We start from the raw sequence: 18,011 nt of genomic DNA, 5'->3' as shown, positions 1-18,011 counted from the left end.
GGACGATCGCAGTGCACATCGATTTTAGATTTTAGATTTGAGATTTTAGATTTTTAGATTTTAGACTGAATTGCCGCCACCGGGACGATCGCAGTGCACATCGATTTTAGATTTTAGATTTGAGATTTTAGATTTTTAGATTTTAGACTGAATTGCCGCGACCGGGACGATCGCAGTGCACATCGATTTTAGATTTGAGATTTGGGATTTTAGATGATTAGATTTTAGACTGAATTGCCGCCACCGGGACGATCGCACTGTACTCGGAAAAATATTATTCCGATGCCACAGGGCATCTCCCCTGGGAGACTCTCCCTCTGGTTTATAGAAATTCCAAAAAGTAATCCAATTTTTTGAAAGCTCCAAACCCTTATCTCATCTGTCATTTCCAATACTTTAATCGAAAATCAAAATCTGTCATTCCCAATTCTTGAATCTAAAATCTAAAATCTAAAATCTAAAATCGTATTACCCGTCGCTGCGGCTGGATTTGGGCCGTGGCCAGATAATGCTGGAATCGGCCGCGAGTAGGCTAGAAACTGCGCTGGCCCCAAAGCGGTTGAGGTGGCTGGGGTCAACAAAATAGTCATTGCGGCCAGGCCACCGCTGGGACAAGTCGCGGAAAGCGAAGCCTTTTTGCCGCGAGAGTTGCTGCATTCGCTGCCGAAACTGCTGTTCTGCCCGCAGGCGAGTTCCGTCTAGGTAGTCGTCGGTGAGGGGCAAATTGACGAAAATTAGGGGAATTTTGCGAGCTTTGGTAAATGCTACAACTGAATTAAAGGCTGCTGCTTGTTTGCCTCCGAGGTAGAAGTCTTTGTAGTCGCGATCGTATTGGCCTGAAACATAAGCGCGTTGTCGATAATAAGTGTTGGGATTGTACTTGCCCGACATAGCCATGAATCCGTTGGAGTCGATCGAATCTGCCAATTGGTTGAGTTGTCTGATGGCTACTGTTGTGCGTCGCGAGACTGGAATCAATTCTGCTTTTTGGGTTGCTGCATCTGCTGCGATCGGTTTTAACTCATATTTTGCAGCATTTGAGGCAACGGGCAAGATGGCCGTTCCACTAGAGAGGGATTTGATTGGGGGGAGTAGGGGTTGGGTGTCAGCAACGGGCAAGATGCCCGTTCCACTAGAGAGGGATTTGATTGTGGGGAATAGGGGTTGGGCATCTTGCCCGCCCCTGAAAGGTTGATCTACAGAGGTAAATGCTTTGCGGAAATTGTTGTTAGCGCAGGGCTGCGGGAATCTGTAACACGCCGGAATCACGTTGGGCTCATCGGACGGCAGTTGGGGGCGAATGCCTGCTGCTAAAAGTTGGCTGCCTTCAGAATCGACGATCGAATTAAAAGTGCGATCGTCCCGGCCGCTGTTAAATGCCCGCACGCCGTCTGCCCAGATAATCATTTGAGGCAAATGACCGGGCTTCAAAAGCCGCCGCAGTTGAAAGTCAACTACTTGTGCAGTTGCGCCGTTGACTGAAAAGTTAAATACTTTTAAGCCCCGCCGACCTCTTTGGGCCAAAGATTGTTTTAGCTGTTTGGGATCGACGCCCTGCAATGCGCGGGAACTGCCGACAATCAAAACATCTGGTGGGCCGACTGTGGCAACGTAGGATAGGTAAAGTTCGAGTTGTTCGTTGAGTAAATCGCTGCTGAAGCTGACTCTACTGGCTTGCGATCGGGTGGCGCTAGCTTGCTGCTGGGAATAAACGAGGTTTCTCATGTACTCGATTACTTTTTTCTCCGCAAACGCCCGTCTGGGACTGCCGGGGGGAACCGCTTGCATCCAGGCGACGGCTTGCACCCACAGGGCGGCTACTTCGTCCCAGTCTTGTTTTGAATTGGCTGATTGAGCCAAATTAGAAGCTTGGGTGGCAAAGTTAATTGACTCCGTGAAGGCGTCGTTTTGCGCGCAAGAGGGCAGGCTGAGGGATTTTCTGGTTTTGTTGCGGTTTTGAGCTAACAGAGACGTTGGGGCCTGCGCTAGGACGGCGGATTCGTCGATCGAACCCGATGGCGCTGCGGTGTTGGGCGGCTTCGTTGACGAACATCCCAAAGTTACGGCTAATACAGCCGCTGCGGCGCAGGTACGTTTGAGGATGCTGGTGCTGATGCTAGCAATGTAGCGGCGAATCATAAAGCTTTCAGCGATCGCGAAACATTAATAGATATTACCGCAAGCGGCCATTCCTCGGCAGCCGCGATCGTGACTTTTGAGTATTTATGTATGGGATTCGATGACTGCTTCGGCTTGCAGGGCGATCGACCTCAATTTATCCAATGTATCCTGGTTCGCACTCTCCCACAACCCCCGCTGACGAGCTTCTAGCAATCTTTCCGCCATATCTCGCAGTGCCCAAGGATTGTTTTCTTGAATAAATGTCTGCACTTTCTCATCAAAAATGTAAGCCTCGGCGATTCCTTCATACATAAAATCCTCTACACAATTTGCCGTAGCATCGTAAGCAAACAAAAAATCAACAGTTGCTGCAATTTCAAACGCACCTTTATAACCGTGTCGCATCGCACCTTCTATCCATTTTGGATTCACAGCCCTGCTGCGATAAACCCGTGCAATTTCTTCCCGCAGTTGCCGCACTTTCGGATTCTCAGGAATCGAGTTGTCTCCGAAATAAGTTTCAGGATTTTTGCCTTGCAAATTGCGGATTGCGGCCGTCATTCCCCCTTGAAATTGATAATAATCATCCGAGTCGAGGATGTCGTGTTCGCGGTTGTCTTGGTTTTGCAGAACTATTTGCATTTGGCCGAGGCGTTTTTCAAATGCTTCGGGTGCAGAACATCCCCATTCACCCCCCCTAACCCCCCCTTGTAAAGGGGGGGGACAAGAGTTGGAATTAGCCTCAGAACTTAATTCACCCCCCCTAGCCCCCCCTTGTAAAGGGGGGGGACAAGAGTTGGATTTAGCCCCCCCTTGGTAAGGGGGGGTTGGGGGGGTATTCTCTGGTTGTAAAGGAGAGGAATTAGATTTAGCCCCCCCTTGATAAGGGGGGGTTGGGGGGGTACTTGTATAGGCGTAACTGCTCCAATTAATGTAAGCTTTTGCTAAATCGCTGTCGTCTGTCCAGTTTTGAGCTTCAATTATGCCTTGAAGTCCTGCGCCGTAAGCACCTGGTTTTGAGCCAAACACTCGAAATTGCGATCGCCCTTGCGCCTCTTCCTGACTCAAACCTGTAGATTCCCAATACAAAATCTCTTCCTTAACTTGTGCTGCTAAAGGGTTGTCTTCTGCCGATTCGTCTAAATCTGCCACAGCTTTTACCGCACTATCAAACAAATCAATTAAATTAAAAAAAGCATCGCGGAAAAAGCCAGAAATTCGCAAAGTAACATCAACGCGCGGTCGCCCCAAAACAGAAATCGGCAAGATTTCAAAATCTACAACCCGGCGCGAAGGGCCATCCCAAACAGGTTGAACTCCTATCAATGCTAGGGCTTCTGCGATGTCGTCTCCTCCCGTCCGCATGGTGGATGTTCCCCACACTGACAAACCCAAAGTTTTCGGATATTCGCCGTTTTCTTGGGTGTATCTTTCGATTAAATTTTCAGCAGCAACTCTGCCAACTCTCCAGGCGGTTTCTGTGGGAATGGCGCGGATATCTACGGAGTAAAAATTGCGACCGGTGGGCAATACATCTGGTCTGCCGCGAGTGGGCGCGCCGGATGCGCCGCTTGGTATGTGCCGCCCATCTAGCCCGCGCAAAAGGTTGGTAATTTCTTGGTTTGTTTGGAGGAGGGAAGGTAAAAGATAGTTATTTATCCAGTCTAATTCTTGTTGGGGTGCTTCTCCTATTTGGATATTGTTAACCGCAGATGAACGCGGATTAACGCGGATGTTTTCGATTAAATTATCTACTAATTCAGCGGCTTTTTCTTCTAGTTCTGCTGTTAAATCGCCGGCTGTGCGGTTCTGAATTTTTGATGTCGGATCGGCTGTTAACGGGTCGAAGTCTAGGTCTAAATCCTTAGCTAGGGCGCGGGTTAAGCCCGATCGCCCGTTGGTGGGATGGCGGGCAATCGCAATTATCAAATCTCTCAACTGTCTACCTTCGGGACACTGCCCAAAAATGTGCAATCCGTCGCGAATTTGGGATTCTTTGAGTTCACAAAGATAGCCGTCGGTGCGAGTGATAAATTCTGTAAATTCTGATTTATTTAGTTGTATTCCTAAGTCTTTATCTAAGTTTTCTTTGTTGGTGAGGGCGAGAATGCGATCGCGAATCATGGGCAATCTGGACGGATCTAAACTTTGGGCTTCGCAATACTCATCAATTAAGGTTTCTAACTGCTGCAAAGGCCCGTAGAGTTCGGCGCGAGTCATTGGCGGTGTCAGGTGGTCGATAATCACAGCTTGCGATCGTCTTTTTGCTTGGGAACCTTCCCCCGGATCGTTGACAATGAAGGGATAAAAATTCGGCATCGCGCCTAACGCCACTTCTGGATAACATTTGTTAGACAATGCTATACTTTTACCGGGAAGCCATTCTAAATTGCCGTGTTTTCCAGCATGAATTATAGCATCAATTCCCAATTTTTCTCGCAGCCAGTAATAGTAAGCTAGATAATTGTGGGTAGGTTCTAAGTCGGGGGCGTGATAATTTAACGCGGGGTCAAGTTCGTATCCACGCGATGGTTGAATTCCTACAAATACATTACCGAACTGAATCCCCGGAATCGGAAAAGACGTATTGTTGCTTATAAAATCTTGTGCATAGCTTCCCGGAAGCCCCCATCTTTTACAAATCCCATCTTGCACTTCCTGCGGCAAAGTAGCAAAATATTCTTCATATTCTGCCAAATCCAATGATTGATGAACAGGCCGCAATTCGCGTCCTTCCGGGTCATTTGTCACGCCCGAAGTCAGGAGTTCAATTAACTCGTTGCCGCTAGCGGGGATGTTTTCAATTTGATAGCCAGCTTGCTGCATAGCTTTGAGGATTTCGACACAGCTAGCGGGCGTATCTAAGCCGACGCCGTTGGCTAAGCGGGCGTTGCGAGTGGGGTAATTTGCTAGAATTATGGCGATGCGTCTGTTGGCGGCTGGGGTTTGTTTCATCTTCACCCAATTCGCAGTTAAATCTGCTACAAATGAAATGCGATCGCCTGCAGCGACATAGCCTACTACATCTGTTTCTAATTCGCTGTTCCAAGTCTGTACGGCTTTAAAAGAAACAGCCCTAGTAATGATTTTGCCATCTACTTCTGGCAATGCTACATTCATCGCCACATCGCGGGGCGAAAGTCCCTGAAGTTCCGTTTCCCACTGTTCCAAACCGCCACCGCTGAAGATTGCTTGCAATACAGGAACATCTAAGGATTTTAAGCTGTTTTGTTCCGGTTCTTGACTGCTGAAACCGGAGACTGCAAAACTTGTGGTATTGAGCAATAATTGAATTGGTTCTGATTCTTTTGGTTTAAAATACTCTAGCAATTCTATTTGCAAATCTGGTTCCCGCAGAGAAGACACAAAGACGGGAACTGGGACTAAATTTCGCTCTGCTAGAGCTTGACAGAGTGCATCAATTGGTGCTAGGTTTCCTGATAAATAATGAGCGCGATAAAATAAAATTCCGACCGTAGGGGCGGTGCCCCCGTGCCCGCCCTCGCCGTGCCTTTTAGGGAGTGTTTCCAAACCCGGAGATCCCCCCCAGCCCCCCTTCTTAAGGGGGGAGGAAGAAGTTGTCAAATTCCCCCTTCTTAAGGGGGATTTAGGGGGATCTGAATCTGGTTGTAAAGTTGCAAAACACGCCCCCGCTTCTCCGTCCCAATCATAAATTCCGACGCGGGAAACTGTTTGAGGTAGTGGCGGGTTGTAAGCAGTTTTCAGGCAAGTATCGGCGGCAAATTTTAGTGCATTAACAAAGTTTTGGACTCCGCCTTCTGTGAAATAGCGCCACAGTTGATTGACTGCTGACAGCGATACATTGGAATGGCTGATTAAATCGGGATCGGGACTGTCTTCTCCCGGCATTACAATCAGTGATGCGTTAGTTCTCTGCACCGTTTCCCGGAGAATTTCTAAGCCGTAAGACCAATAAGAACGCCCTCCTAACAGTCTTAAGATTATGACCTCTGCGCGTTCTAAAACTTCTTCGGCATAAGTATCAATTGTTAGTTGTTGCTGCAATTGAAGCAGGTTTACTGCGCGCACTTTGGGAAATTTTGCCGGCATTTTGGATGCAGCGACTGCGAGTGTTTGAATGTCGGTGTCAGCAGCACTAATAAATACTATTGGTGCTGGGGTTTGCTGAATAAAAATTACTCCTTCGGCTTGGGGGTTCCAGCCTCCTGGTGTTGCGGCTATTTTGTGCATTAATTTTTAGTTTATGTTGATAAATAATGAAAGGTGCGATCGCTCTTAGTATAACATGACTTATTTTCAATCCGGTTGTATTAGAATATTTGAACCGCAGAGGGCGCAGAGTACGCAGAGGAAGAGAAGAGAGAGATGGATGATTTCGAGTTTCTGAGGTTTTAAGCTATAAACTGATAAATAAAACTCCCAAAATCATGATTCCGGCCCCTAATAATCTTTGTTGAATATCTTTTTCCTTAAAAATTAAATGACCGAACAATACACCCATTAACACGCTAGTACGCTTAATCGCGATCACTTGCACTACGAAAGTTAATGTCAAAGCTTGCATTTGAAAAAGGACTCCCATAGCATTTAAAGACCCCATAGCAGCTAGCATTGGTAATTGTTTGAGAATTTTTCGCCCTGGATTTGGGGTTTTGTGCAATAAAACTGGCAGTAGCAAGACACTGATTGTACCAAACAAAGAGAATAACCAAAAAATAGGGGAGGAATTTGTAACTCCTATTTTGTCAAAATTTGAGGCAATACTCCATAGCAATGCGACGATTAACATCAATTTTGGCCCGGGTTCATCCAGGAGTGCTTTGAATGGGGCTAAATATCCTTTAGATTTCTCTTTTATATTTAATAAATAAGAGCCGAGTACGATTAGTAAAATGCCAATATAATCAAAGATTTTGGGATATTCCCCGACAATTAATGGTGAAGTTACCAACATAAATAATGGTGTCAAAGCTACCAGCGGGAGTGTCAGGGATAAATCTGATACTTTGATGGCTTTGATGTAGAGGAGGGATGTGACAGCGTTGATGCTACCTCCGATTAATAGGGCGAGCCAAAATTGAGAGTTTAATGCCGGAATTCCTGTATAAACTACCCAGGGAATCAAAAAGATGACTGAAAAAAATGAGAGAGACCAAGCGACGACATATTCGTCACTTTTTTTGAGGTTTTGTTTCCCAAAAACGTCTTTTACGGCTTCAAAGAAAGCGGTCAAGAGTCCTAAAATTAACCAAGTCATCCTAAATATGCGCTCCTGACTCGCTCGTCGTTTAGCAAATCTGCTCCAATACCTGTGAGAGTAATGTTACCAGCTTCTAGCACGTAACCCCGATCGGCAATTTGCAGTGCTAAACTGGCGTTTTGTTCTACTAAAAGGATTGTAACGCCTGTGGAACGCAGGTTTTGAATGATTCCGAAAATTTCTTTGACGATCGCGGGTGCTAAGCCTAAACTAGGCTCGTCTAATAATAGCAGCTTCGGGCGCGACATCAGAGCGCGGGCGATCGCCAGCATTTGCTGTTCCCCGCCGCTGAGGGTTCCTGCTAGCTGGCGGCGCCTTTCTGCTAGGCGCGGAAATATCTCAAATTGGCGCTCTAAATCGGCTTTTACTGCTGCCGAGTCCGATCGAATATAGGCCCCCAATTCTAAGTTAGTTAACACCGTTTGCTGCGCCAAAACCCGCCGCCCTTCTGGGCTATGGGCGATTCCCAATTTCACAACTTCGTGAGCTTGGCGGCGACTAATATCGCGCCCGTTATAAATAATTTGTCCTTGTCGCAAATTAACTATTTTGGAAATAGCTCTCAATGTGGTACTTTTGCCCGCACCGTTGGCGCCGATGAGACTGACAACCTCGCCCGCATTAATCGTGATATTAATATTTTGTATGGCTTGAATTCCACCATAATTTACAGAAACATTCTTGAGTTCTAAGAGGATATTTTGAGATATTCGGGGTGGGATTTCGTGCATTTTCTGTGACTTTGAGTTTGAGGTAAATTGCGATTTAATGTTGGGTGGGGGCGGGTTTATGAGATTGTTATTTTTAGGCAATTATTGTCGGTGAACCCGCCCCTACAGAATGTGTAATAATGGTGCAATATGTGATTTTTTAATATTACTCTTAGTCCGCGTAAACGGACATTGTTTGTGTAGACGCGATTTCCAATCGCCGGGTTTCCTTAGTTATTTTTCATCTCCCAAATAAGCCTCAATCACAGCGGGGTCATTCCTGACAATAGCAGGCTCGCCCAAGGCAATAAGCTGACCGAAATGCAAGACGGCAATGCGATCGCACAATCCCATAACTAGCGGTACATGATGCTCGATCAATATTACAGTTAAATTGAATTGTTGGCGCACTTCTCGGATAAATTCGCTTAATTTGTGCTTTTCATTGGGATTCATCCCCGCTGCTGGTTCATCTAACAGCAATATTTGCGGTTCTAGGGCTAAAGCGCGGGCAATTTCTAAGCGCCTCTGGTCGCCGTAGGGCAAGTTTTTCGCTTGTTCGCCCGCGCGATCGCCCAATCCGACTAAATCAAGCAATTCTAAGGCTTTTCGCTGGGTTTTGCGTTCCATTGCGTTAGATGCTGGCAAGCCGAAAATCCCCGCCAGCACCGCTAAAACTGGATTGCCCGATCGACTGTGGATGTGTCGGGCGATCGCTACATTTTCCACAGCAGAAAGTTCCCCAAATAACCGGATATTTTGAAAAGTTCTGGCAATACCTTTATTAGCAATTTGATAAGGCTTCAATTGGGAAATATTTTCATTTTGATAAATCAGGTTGCCACTAGAAGCAGGTATCAGTCCAGTCATGAGATTAAATAGAGTTGTCTTGCCCGCGCCGTTAGGGCCGATTAATCCAAAAATCTCGTTTTTTTCAACTGTAAAAGATACGTTGTTTACAGCAATTAAGCCGCCAAAGCGACGGGTTAATCCTTGTGCTTCTAAGATGGAATTGCTTTTTGAGATGGTAACAGTTTCTGAAATCACAAAAAACTCGATAAAATCTGCAATCTAATTATGCCTCACATTTGTATTTTAATAAATAGCCTCCCGCTTGAAAATCATTTACTGATTACCAATTATCCATGATTAATTACTAGGCATCTAGCTGATTCAACGGAAAACCGCTATAATATTACAATTGCCGTACCGCTTCAATCTCCTCAAGCCGTCTCGCCTGGGTAATCTTATGACGATGTACGTACCGGATTCGCAGCCTTCGCAAACAAAAGTCCTCCCTACGATGTATGATTTACCCAGTGAAGACCCGGAGGAACCCGGTTTGCCTGACGAATTCCACGAGTTTCAACCGGAACTGCTGCGTTTAACCTGCCGCCCCGCTAACCATCCGCCAGAACAAATATTTATAGCGACAGACCTCAATCTCTACTACGATTCTAACCATCTCAATTGGTACAAAAAACCTGATTGGTTTGTCGTCTTGGGGGTTCCGAGATTTTATCGAGGTGACGAATTGCGCCTCAGCTACGTGATGTGGCAAGAAAATGTCAGTCCTCTGGTAGTAGTGGAACTGCTGTCACCTGGAACTGAAGAGGAGGATTTAGGAATCACAGAAGAAGCACCAAATAAACCGCCTACTAAGTGCCGAGTTTACGAACAGATTTTGGAGATTCCTTACTACTTTGTTTTCAGTCGGTACAACAATCAACTGAGAGTATTTCGTTTGATTGGCAATCGTTACCGCGAACAAGTTTTAACCGAGCCGCGATTCTGGATACCGGAATTAGAATTAGGTATAGGTTTGTGGGAAGGTTGTTATCAAGGTTGTTCGAGATTGTGGCTGCGTTGGTACGATGTCAGTGGCGATTGGGTTCTGACTCCAGAGGAGTTTGAAAGGCAGCGAGCTGAATTAGAAAGTCAGCGAGCTGAATTAGAAAGTCAGCGAGCAAACCGATTAGCCGATCGACTGCGAGCAATGGGCATTAATCCAGATGAGCTGTAAAATTAAATAGCAGCATGAAATGGTGCAAGCTGCAAGCGCTGTCCATAAAAACTTATTAACTAAAAATAAATTATGCCAGACTCTACCTCACTGCGCGATCGCTACCTAGCACTAATCGACAAAATTGTCGAAATCACCCTCAAAGGTCAAATTCGCTCCAAAGAACAAGTTTATCAAATGCTGGTGCAAGACATTAGCACCGGTACTGGCGAAATATTTGAACGCTGTTTCGGCGAACGCCTTGATGCAGCCGAAAATCAACTCAGAAATGAAAAAGACGAAATCAAACAAGCAAAGGCAAATCGCAGCCTCAGAGCTCTCAAAACCATCCAAGGAGAATGGGAACGCTGGCAGAAAGATAACCGCGTCGATCGCGCAATTGCATCCTCAATCCAACAAATCGTTAGTGCTGAATCTAATGCCCGCCTCCTGGCATTATTGCAAGTAATCGATCCGAATAAAGAACATCCGCTGACTCTCGCTCAATTGCAGCAATTGGCAAAATCTCTGCACCAACAAATGCTGCAAACTGCCAATCCCGAAACCGAACAAGATTTGCAGCAAATCACCGCCGGCATCGCTAAAGGTTTAGAATCTTGGCAGCGTTTGGAACCGGAACTTGTGGGCTGGATTTATCAGCCGCAGCAGCTAGGATTTGCCGGTAGTCCAGAACAAAATGGGCCTTGGGCTTTTTGGGCTAAAAAAGTTAACAGTCCCTTTCCCCAGGCTCTTTTAAATACTATTGCCCTCGGTGAATCTGTAGTTCAATTCGCAGCCCAGCAATCGAATTTAGATTTAGGCATATTGGTGGAAGTGGCGATTATTTTGCAGTGCTTGCAGCGGGCGTTGGCGACATGGTTTGACAAGCAAGTTTACGATTCCAAAGTGTCAACAAAAGCTTCAATTTCTACTTACATTACTTTTGCGGTAATTTGGAGTCAGCTAGCTAGTGGATTTAATAATTCTACCAAGAGCGGGGAACAGTTGGCAAATGCTTGTTTTCAAGTAACTTTGCAAATTTTGCGCGCTTTTTCTCAGCGGGAATATTTTCCGCTTTACGGGGGGATTTTTGCTTCGTTTGATGGTAAAGCTCTGCGTCATACTTTGGATTATTTAGATGAACCGCTGCGGCGAGTTGAAGGCACTCAAGCGAAAGCTCGGATTCTGACGCTTTTGGGTTATTCGATGCAGGCGGCTGGGGCCTATGAGCGATCGCTCTTGCTGCACAAGCAAGCGCTGGAAATTGCCCGTACCGAAGGAGACAAAGCTTGCGAAGTTGCCAATCTCAATCACATCAGCCGCAACTATGTTGCTCAAAAAAATTATCAGGAAGCGATTAATTACAGCCAGCGGGCTTTAATTATGGCACGACAAGCGGGAGAGCGACAAGGCGAGGCAAATGCTCTGGCTAATTTGGGTTACAGCGAAGTGTTTCAAGCGCGGCAGTTGGAGGAGGTGGAACCGGAGGTTTACGAGAGTGCGATCGGTTATTTGGAACAAGGTTTGTTACTATCGGAAAAATTGGGCGATCGCCAAAGTCAAGCTTTTTGTTCCAGCAGTCTCGGTATTGCTAAAATCGCCCTGGAAAATGCTGAAGCTGCGATCGAATATTTGCTCAAAGGTTGGCAAGCGGCTCAATTTTCAGGGGATTTATATTTGCAAGGTCTGAATTTGGCTTACTTGGCTCAAGCTTATTACAGAATCAACTCACTAGAAAAAGCGATATTTGCAGGCAGTTTAGGAATGTATACTTTGGAGCAAATTGGTGCGATGGAGTGGCGTCAATCGGCTGGTTTGTTGACCATTTTGCAGGGTCAAATGGGGGCGGAATCTTTTAAACAAGCTTTGGCTAAAAGTCGAGCGAATATCATTCCGGCGATCGGTGTTGATGGCTACGATTACATCCCGGAGTTGCTGGAAAAATACCAGCAATCTATTTAATATTATGTCCGATCGATTAACCATAATATCCCGGCGGGGCGGGTTTTTGAGATTGTCAATTATTGGCAGATATTGTTGTTGAACCCGCCCCTACCTGATTTCGGGCGAAGCGAAGCGGAGGGAATCGACCGGACATGATATAACTCTTTGTTGTGGAACAGGCCGGAAAGCCTCTTGCTGACAGAGGTTTAAGGTGTAAGTTCTAACTCGCCGAAAATCACCATTATCAATTAGTATTTCATGGGCGGGCTCTCCTGCCCAACCCCTACTCCCCACAAGAAAATTGAATTTTTGTGGAACAGGCATCTTGCCTGTATTGAATTTTTGTGGAACAGGCATCTTGCCTGTATTGAATTTTTGTGGAACAGGCATCTTGCCTGTATTGAATTTTTGTGGAACAGGCATCTTGCCTGTTCCTAGATATTTTGATGCACCCCAAACTCCAAATAATTAATGCTCAACTATCACCGGTGTGCCAACGGCGACTTTCTCAAATAAAGCCTGTGCGTCTTTATCAAACATTCTGACGCAGCCGTGAGAAGCCGCCCCCCCGATCGACTCTGGATTCGGAGTGCCATGAAAACCAATCACATTCTTGCCATCCGTCCAAAACCCCATCCACCTACTTCCTAATGGATTGTCTGGCCCAGCAGGAATAAGTTCTCCTGTCCAAGGATTTTGCCAAACTGGATCTTTGATCATTTGCATAACTTTAAAATTGCCCGTAGGAGTTTCCCACCCGCCTTTTCCCACAGCAACCGGGAAACTGGTTTGCACCTTATTTTGTCGGTAAACATAGACGCGGCGTTCTCGCAATTTCAGCACTAAACGCACTTCCTCAATAGGATTTACCGCAGGCTGTGGTTCCTGGGGAATATAACGAAATGGTTCTCCCAAGGGCGGCAGTTCTGGGGTTCCGAGATTCGGCAATTGTGTCTCGGAGGTGGGCCGCTGCGCTGCGATCGCACTATTGCTTGAATTAGCCACCACTTCGGCAGTCGTCTGCTGCTGTATGCCGATCGACAGCGAGGCTGCACTCAAGCTCAGTACAATTAACTTGTTAAACAAAAATTTGCTCTTCACCATTGTTTTCTTCGCTAAACTCCTCACCAGCATTTCCTACAAAGTTCCGATCTAATTATCCGCCAACCGCACCCGCTCGGAAAAATTTTGAGTGGGCTTTTTGACCAAGAATTTCTTCATGTGGTACCCGCCACGTGATTTATCCGTGGAATCAATCCCCAATCCCAAATCCTTGCATCCTCAAGCCCCCGGATTTATCTCGCGCAAGTCAATCGAAAATCTCAAATTTAAAATCTAAAATCGAATGACGGCAACTGCGCTGTACAGTTTTTAGTTGAAATTCCACCACTGATAACTGGTAACTCAACACAAAGCTTAGGCAATAATACCAAAACCACAAGGTTTTTATAAGTGGCTCAGTGGAGTTACGCAATAGAATGTCGTGAGAAAACCCGGTTTATGCGTAAATATTGCCAGAAAATGATTAGATTTTACCTCCGACTAATTAGATTTTTTAGCAATGACCGACTGGGGATCGAGTATTCAAACTATGGCGCTGCTGTATCCGGCAATCACAATCTGTCTTTGGGTAGAGTTCTCCCCCAGCAACAGTTAGGTGGGCGGAAAAAAACGGCAACGGTCGATCGAATAAACTCAATATATCACGGCAACACTCTAGAGATGCAAACCGCTGAACTTGTTGTAAATCGGGAACTTATGATGTAAAATTTAGTCTTTCAATACTTGTTCGATAATCTTTTTTTGAGATTGTCATAAATTTCCTACTTTGGGGATTAAACTGGATTAGGTATAGAGGTTGGGACTTTCGTGCAGCGGAAGCAAACCCGACCCTGAATAGCAGTTAATGTGAGGTTTCAATGCGTCTTCAGAACATCAAATTATTGACAGGTGCAACACTGTCGGTGGTAATTTCGGCGGTCTCAGTACATCCTGCGATGGCTAACCCTGCAACTCAAATAGCCCAAACGCAGACCACCACAACAGCAAACACTACAACCATTGTCGGTTTTGTCAAAAGTATTGTCGGCGACGTAGTAACTATTCGCGAAGAAAGCGCGCCGTACAGGACTCTCAGGGTTCAAAGATGCGTCCTGAGAATTATTGGCTTAGTACCGGGAATGAAAGTCAGAGCCACCGTCGCCGGATCTCAGATCCAAAATATCGCGGTGATCCCCGATTATAAGGTGGTAGCCACAACGGTTGCTCGTCCCGCAACCCCAGCACCGGCACCGCGTCCGGCTCCAGAACCCCCACCGCGTCCGGCTCCTCGTCCGGCTCCGGCTCCGGCTCCTCGTCCGGCTCCCCGTCCAATTCCGGCTCCGGCTCCCCGTCCGGCTCCTGTGAGAGGACTTTGGTAGAGCTAGGTTATACGATTTTAGATTTTAGATTTTAGATTGAAGATTGAAGATTGGGAATGACAATCAAGCAATTTGATCCGGGGCCCCCGGATTAATTCGTGGGATTGCTTTCTTCAATCTAAAATCTAAAATAGCAAATCTAAAATCGATTGACTGATGAAGATCAAGGTTTGGAACACGGGCCTACACTTGCATTCTTTTTGGCAACTGGTATCAGTACATGGAATTAAGCCACCGCGCCGGCGGTGGCTTAGCTGTTGAATAGCAGTTAGAATAATAGAATTGTCCAGCAATTGTGGAGAAATCGCTGCTATGTATTACCTGCGTTTCTTGCTGCTAATTCTGCTGTTGCCGATGATTGCGTGCGATCGAGCTACAGATGCGAGATCCCCTGCTGTGGGCGACAACAGCCCCGTCTCGCAAATTCCCTCCCGTGCACCGCTGACAAATGTTGGGACAAATCAAATTGTACCGACCAAACCGCTGTCGCCGCAGCCAATCCGTATTGTTGCAACTGCTTTGCCGCAGCCAGGAGCCAGCGACAGCGCCTCAAAACCTCCTCAAGTAATACCGATTCCCGCATCGCCAGTGCTGCGAGTGCCTCCTGGCTTTGTCGTCAACGTTTTTGCTGACAATTTAGACGCTCCCCGATGGCTGGCTTTGACGCCGACAGGCGATGTTTTGGTCACAGAAACCAGGCAGAATCGGATTACACTGTTGCGCGATGCCAACCGCGACGGGGTTGCTGAGGTTCGCAAAACTTTTGCCAGTGTCCAAAACGGGTTAAATATTCCCTTTGGCATGGCTTTTGCCGATCGCTATTTTTTCCTCGGAAATACCGCTGAAGTCCGCCGATTTCCCTACACAAAAGGGCAGGAACAATTGACAGGTACCGGTCAAAAAATTGCTGATTTACCGGGCGGCGGCTACAACCAACACTGGACGCGAAATGTTGTCGTTTCCCCCGACAATAGCAAGCTTTTCGTCTCAGTTGGATCGCAGTCTAATGCCGATGTCGAACCGCTGCCGAGGGCGTCTGTTCAAGTGATGAATTTGGACGGCAAGAACCAACAAATTTTTGCTTCTGGGTTGCGAAATCCGGTGGGATTGGATTTTCACCCAAAAACCAATCAACTCTACACGACAGTCAACGAACGCGACGGTTTGGGAGATGATTTGGTGCCGGATTACTTGACAAGAATTCGTCAAGGCGAGTTTTACGGCTGGCCTTACACTTATTTTAAGCCGAATTTGCTCGACCCGCGCCACGCCAGAAACGGCAATAGCGATCGACCTGATTTAGCGGCTAAAACATTAATGCCAGACGTGCTGTTTCAGGCGCACTCGGCGGCTTTGGGGCTTCAGTTTTACGACGGCAAAACGTTTCCCAAAAGATTTCTCAACGGCGCATTTGTGGCGTTTCGCGGCAGTTGGAACCGGAACTCTGGAACTGGTTATAAAATCGTGTTTGTACCTTTTAATGCGGCGAACGGACGCCCTCAAGGTTATTATGAGGATTTTCTGACTGGTTTTCTCACAGATCCGTCTGGCCCTAAAACTTGGGGGAGGCCGGTTGGTTTGCTGGTTTTACCGGACGGGAGTTTGCTGTTTACTGAGGAAGCGAATAACCGGATTTATCGAGTGCAGTATCGCGGCTGACGATTGGGCGATGGATTAGATCCTGACTTCTTCAAGAAGTCGGGGCTCGGGTTTTTTAGTCAGCTTCAAACCTTGCTAAGTTGAGATTCGCCGGAAATTTTTTGAAAAATTAATAACCTATCTTGTTCAGCAGTTTCGCGATTTAAATCAGACAGTTCGTAATAGGAATCTGTTTCGGGCAAGTAGATTGGCGGTAAATTTTCAGGCAGGATTAAATAAGTGTTTTTCACCTGTAAATCATTATCTATATCTAATGAATATAGAAATCCGTCAACAGGATTTACAATTAACTCGTGCAATGAAACTTGTCCCTCTATGTAAAGCTTGAGAGTTAGTTGTGCAACTCTGAAAACCAACCAGCGATTGTACAAATTATCTACATCGCACCAAGAATAAAGATAGCTATCGCCGTATTCATTCTCAAAAAGCGATAGTAGCGGGCCGTCGAAATACTCTAAATTGACTATGCTTCTGAGAGTTAGAGGAAATTTACTTAGTTTAAATCCGATTAATTGTTCCACTTTTTTTAGCTTATAAGAAACTAAATCAAAGGATAACCAGTCAAAATTACATTGTGACCTAAGAATTTATCTTCATGGTGGTCAGTATTTTAGCGTTTCCTTGACTCCGAGTTTGCTTGGCTCAAAGATAGAGACCATTTGACAGAATTTATGGAATACAGTGTAATACTCTTCCCCCCTATCAAGATCGTGCCAAAATCTTTGGTTGTGCATTGCTTCTCTTGCATAATAGCCAAAGGTGTACAGTGCAATTTCCTTTTTCATTATCCCAGACATAATCATAAAGTAAATCTCTTCCAAAAAGCAGATAAATACCTCTTTTTCCTGTTTTGTGACTGATGTGCTGCTATATCTATCTTGCAAAAGCTCACAGACTTTCTGGATTGACTCGTTCTCATCGAATCTTTGGCTCATCTCATGAAATTTCTCATATCTACGTATCCTATTGAGATCTACGAACTCAAGAATGCCTTTCACAAAAGCTAGGATTCCTATTAGTCCACCAATAGCTTCAATAAAGTTTTTCATGATTATATATCAAGTGGGAAGAGATGATAATTATTCCGTATTATACTGATGATCGGCAAAAAAGTCATGGTGGGGTTCACCAGTATTTATACTGATCGCAAAAAAGTTTTACGATCGCCCTTTAAAATCCCGAACCGGGTTGTCTCAGAAATTCCGCTTCTTCCGGGGTTGTTTCGCGTCCGAGAATTTCATTGCGGTGGGGAAATCTCCCAAAACGCTCGATTATTTCCAAATGATTCTGCGCGTATTCAATGACTGAATCGCTGTCTGGTTCGCCGCTGAGTTGGCGAAATAGTTCGACAGATTTTTGCTGGTTTTCTAAGTTTTCGCTGTGTTCAAAAGGCAAATAAATAAACCATTTTTGTACAGTAACCAATTCGCGATCGAATTTATGATTAACAGCGTATTCGGCGGTGGCTAAAGCTTTGCTGTCTGTGGCGAATGCTTGGGGCGTTCCGCGAAACATATTGCGCGGAAATTGATCGAGCAGTATAATTAATGCGAGGCAGTTGTCGGGGGAATCTTGCCATGAGTCGAGTTTACCGGAGGCGGCTAGTTCGTATTGCGGCAGAAAGCCCGCTCGCACTTGGGCATCAAAATCCGCATCTTTTTCAAACCATTTATTGTGGAATTTGCCAAACTCAGGAGAGTGCGATCGACCAAACCAAAAATCTAAAACTTCATTCATTAGCAATCTAGTAGGCGATTGATTGTTGATTAAAGCTTCTGTGTCTGTAGTTGCACAAAATGCGCTATCTGTCCAACTACAAACCGCAGCGATTAATGATTACCAAAGATGACTCCACCCAAACACAGGTACTTGCTTTCCGAGGCGATCGAGGGTCGAGAAAAAAAATTAGATTA

General features: G+C 45.8%; 14 protein-coding genes. 4 read left to right on the top strand and 10 right to left on the bottom strand.

Features of this window, described 5'->3' with window-relative positions:
* Positions 1-468: 468 nt before the first annotated feature.
* The 5 genes from QT984_RS06020 to QT984_RS06000 all read right to left on the bottom strand — a co-directional run bounded on the left by QT984_RS06020 (position 469) and on the right by QT984_RS06000 (position 9,120).
* Positions 469-2,139, bottom strand: a complete 1,671-nt coding sequence (locus QT984_RS06020; RefSeq protein ID WP_333232545.1) for a hypothetical protein — start codon at positions 2,137-2,139, stop codon at positions 469-471.
* A gap of 84 nt (positions 2,140-2,223) precedes the next feature.
* Positions 2,224-6,333 carry a cobaltochelatase subunit CobN gene (gene cobN, locus QT984_RS06015; RefSeq protein ID WP_333373512.1) on the bottom strand — a complete coding sequence of 1,370 codons (4,110 nt, stop codon included), beginning with the start codon at positions 6,331-6,333 and terminating at the stop codon, positions 2,224-2,226.
* Between the two features lie 166 nt (positions 6,334-6,499).
* Positions 6,500-7,360: an EamA family transporter gene (locus QT984_RS06010; RefSeq protein WP_333208911.1), complete on the bottom strand. Its 861-nt coding sequence runs from the start codon at positions 7,358-7,360 to the stop codon at positions 6,500-6,502.
* The gene (locus tag QT984_RS06005; protein WP_333232547.1) at positions 7,357-8,094 is read right to left on the bottom strand and encodes an ABC transporter ATP-binding protein; all 738 of its coding nucleotides are present in this window, start codon (positions 8,092-8,094) and stop codon (positions 7,357-7,359) included. Before QT984_RS06005 ends, QT984_RS06010 begins: the two co-directional genes overlap by 4 nt.
* A gap of 213 nt (positions 8,095-8,307) precedes the next feature.
* Positions 8,308-9,120 carry an ABC transporter ATP-binding protein gene (locus QT984_RS06000; RefSeq protein WP_333053582.1) on the bottom strand — a complete coding sequence of 271 codons (813 nt, stop codon included), beginning with the start codon at positions 9,118-9,120 and terminating at the stop codon, positions 8,308-8,310.
* 202 nt (positions 9,121-9,322) lie between these two features.
* Between QT984_RS06000 and QT984_RS05995 the strand changes: the two genes are divergently transcribed.
* Together QT984_RS05995 and QT984_RS05990 are read left to right on the top strand one after the other, a co-directional pair.
* A complete protein-coding gene (locus tag QT984_RS05995; RefSeq protein ID WP_333053581.1) occupies positions 9,323-10,096 on the top strand; it encodes a Uma2 family endonuclease in 774 nt (257 codons plus the stop codon).
* Positions 10,097-10,168: 72 nt separating this feature from the next.
* Complete coding sequence (locus QT984_RS05990) at positions 10,169-12,037, top strand: tetratricopeptide repeat protein (RefSeq protein ID WP_333312849.1); 1,869 nt, start codon at positions 10,169-10,171, stop codon at positions 12,035-12,037.
* Positions 12,038-12,127: 90 nt separating this feature from the next.
* On the opposite strand, the gene QT984_RS05985 is transcribed toward QT984_RS05990, so the two are convergent.
* On the bottom strand, positions 12,128-12,442 hold the full coding sequence (locus QT984_RS05985) for a hypothetical protein (RefSeq protein ID WP_333338381.1): 315 nt from the start codon (positions 12,440-12,442) through the stop codon (positions 12,128-12,130).
* Positions 12,443-12,487: 45 nt separating this feature from the next.
* Positions 12,488-13,123 (bottom strand): L,D-transpeptidase, encoded by a 636-nt coding sequence (locus QT984_RS05980; protein WP_333053579.1) that lies wholly within the window; start codon positions 13,121-13,123, stop codon positions 12,488-12,490.
* Positions 13,124-13,938: 815 nt separating this feature from the next.
* On the opposite strand from QT984_RS05980, the gene QT984_RS05975 reads away from it, so the two are divergent.
* Positions 13,939-14,439: an autotransporter gene (locus QT984_RS05975; protein WP_333053578.1), complete on the top strand. Its 501-nt coding sequence runs from the start codon at positions 13,939-13,941 to the stop codon at positions 14,437-14,439.
* A gap of 312 nt (positions 14,440-14,751) precedes the next feature.
* Positions 14,752-16,098, top strand: coding sequence for a sorbosone dehydrogenase family protein (locus QT984_RS05970; protein ID WP_333208916.1), 1,347 nt, complete (start codon positions 14,752-14,754; stop codon positions 16,096-16,098).
* 65 nt (positions 16,099-16,163) lie between these two features.
* Here the strand turns inward: QT984_RS05970 and QT984_RS05965 are convergent, their stop codons facing one another.
* From QT984_RS05965 to QT984_RS05955, 3 genes are all read right to left on the bottom strand, one after another.
* On the bottom strand, positions 16,164-16,619 hold the full coding sequence (locus QT984_RS05965) for a DUF6575 domain-containing protein (protein ID WP_333312852.1): 456 nt from the start codon (positions 16,617-16,619) through the stop codon (positions 16,164-16,166).
* 81 nt (positions 16,620-16,700) lie between these two features.
* Positions 16,701-17,147: a hypothetical protein gene (locus QT984_RS05960; RefSeq protein WP_333053575.1), complete on the bottom strand. Its 447-nt coding sequence runs from the start codon at positions 17,145-17,147 to the stop codon at positions 16,701-16,703.
* 121 nt (positions 17,148-17,268) lie between these two features.
* Entirely contained in the window at positions 17,269-17,835 is a 567-nt protein-coding gene (locus QT984_RS05955; protein WP_333312854.1) for a DUF924 family protein, read from the bottom strand.
* Between the last annotated feature and the right edge of the window lie 176 nt (positions 17,836-18,011).

The organism is Microcoleus sp. Z1_B2 (assembly GCF_036700325.1).
Taxonomy (GTDB): Bacteria; Cyanobacteriota; Cyanobacteriia; order Cyanobacteriales; family Microcoleaceae; genus Microcoleus.
The sequence above is the reverse complement of the archived record's forward strand: the minus strand, read 5'-3'. Positions and strand labels throughout refer to the sequence as shown.

Coding starts and splice junctions, on each gene's coding strand:
- QT984_RS05995 (WP_333053581.1), top strand. CDS start 9,323: ATGACGATGTACGTACCGGATTCGCAGCCTTCGCAAACAAAAGTCCTC.
- QT984_RS05970 (WP_333208916.1), top strand. CDS start 14,752: ATGTATTACCTGCGTTTCTTGCTGCTAATTCTGCTGTTGCCGATGATT.
- QT984_RS06020 (WP_333232545.1), bottom strand. CDS start 2,139: ATGATTCGCCGCTACATTGCTAGCATCAGCACCAGCATCCTCAAACGT.
- QT984_RS05955 (WP_333312854.1), bottom strand. CDS start 17,835: ATGAATGAAGTTTTAGATTTTTGGTTTGGTCGATCGCACTCTCCTGAG.
- cobN (WP_333373512.1), bottom strand. CDS start 6,333: ATGCACAAAATAGCCGCAACACCAGGAGGCTGGAACCCCCAAGCCGAA.
- QT984_RS05960 (WP_333053575.1), bottom strand. CDS start 17,147: ATGAAAAACTTTATTGAAGCTATTGGTGGACTAATAGGAATCCTAGCT.
- QT984_RS06005 (WP_333232547.1), bottom strand. CDS start 8,094: ATGCACGAAATCCCACCCCGAATATCTCAAAATATCCTCTTAGAACTC.
- QT984_RS05985 (WP_333338381.1), bottom strand. CDS start 12,442: ATGCCTGTTCCACAAAAATTCAATACAGGCAAGATGCCTGTTCCACAA.
- QT984_RS05990 (WP_333312849.1), top strand. CDS start 10,169: ATGCCAGACTCTACCTCACTGCGCGATCGCTACCTAGCACTAATCGAC.
- QT984_RS05975 (WP_333053578.1), top strand. CDS start 13,939: ATGCGTCTTCAGAACATCAAATTATTGACAGGTGCAACACTGTCGGTG.
- QT984_RS06010 (WP_333208911.1), bottom strand. CDS start 7,360: ATGACTTGGTTAATTTTAGGACTCTTGACCGCTTTCTTTGAAGCCGTA.
- QT984_RS05980 (WP_333053579.1), bottom strand. CDS start 13,123: ATGGTGAAGAGCAAATTTTTGTTTAACAAGTTAATTGTACTGAGCTTG.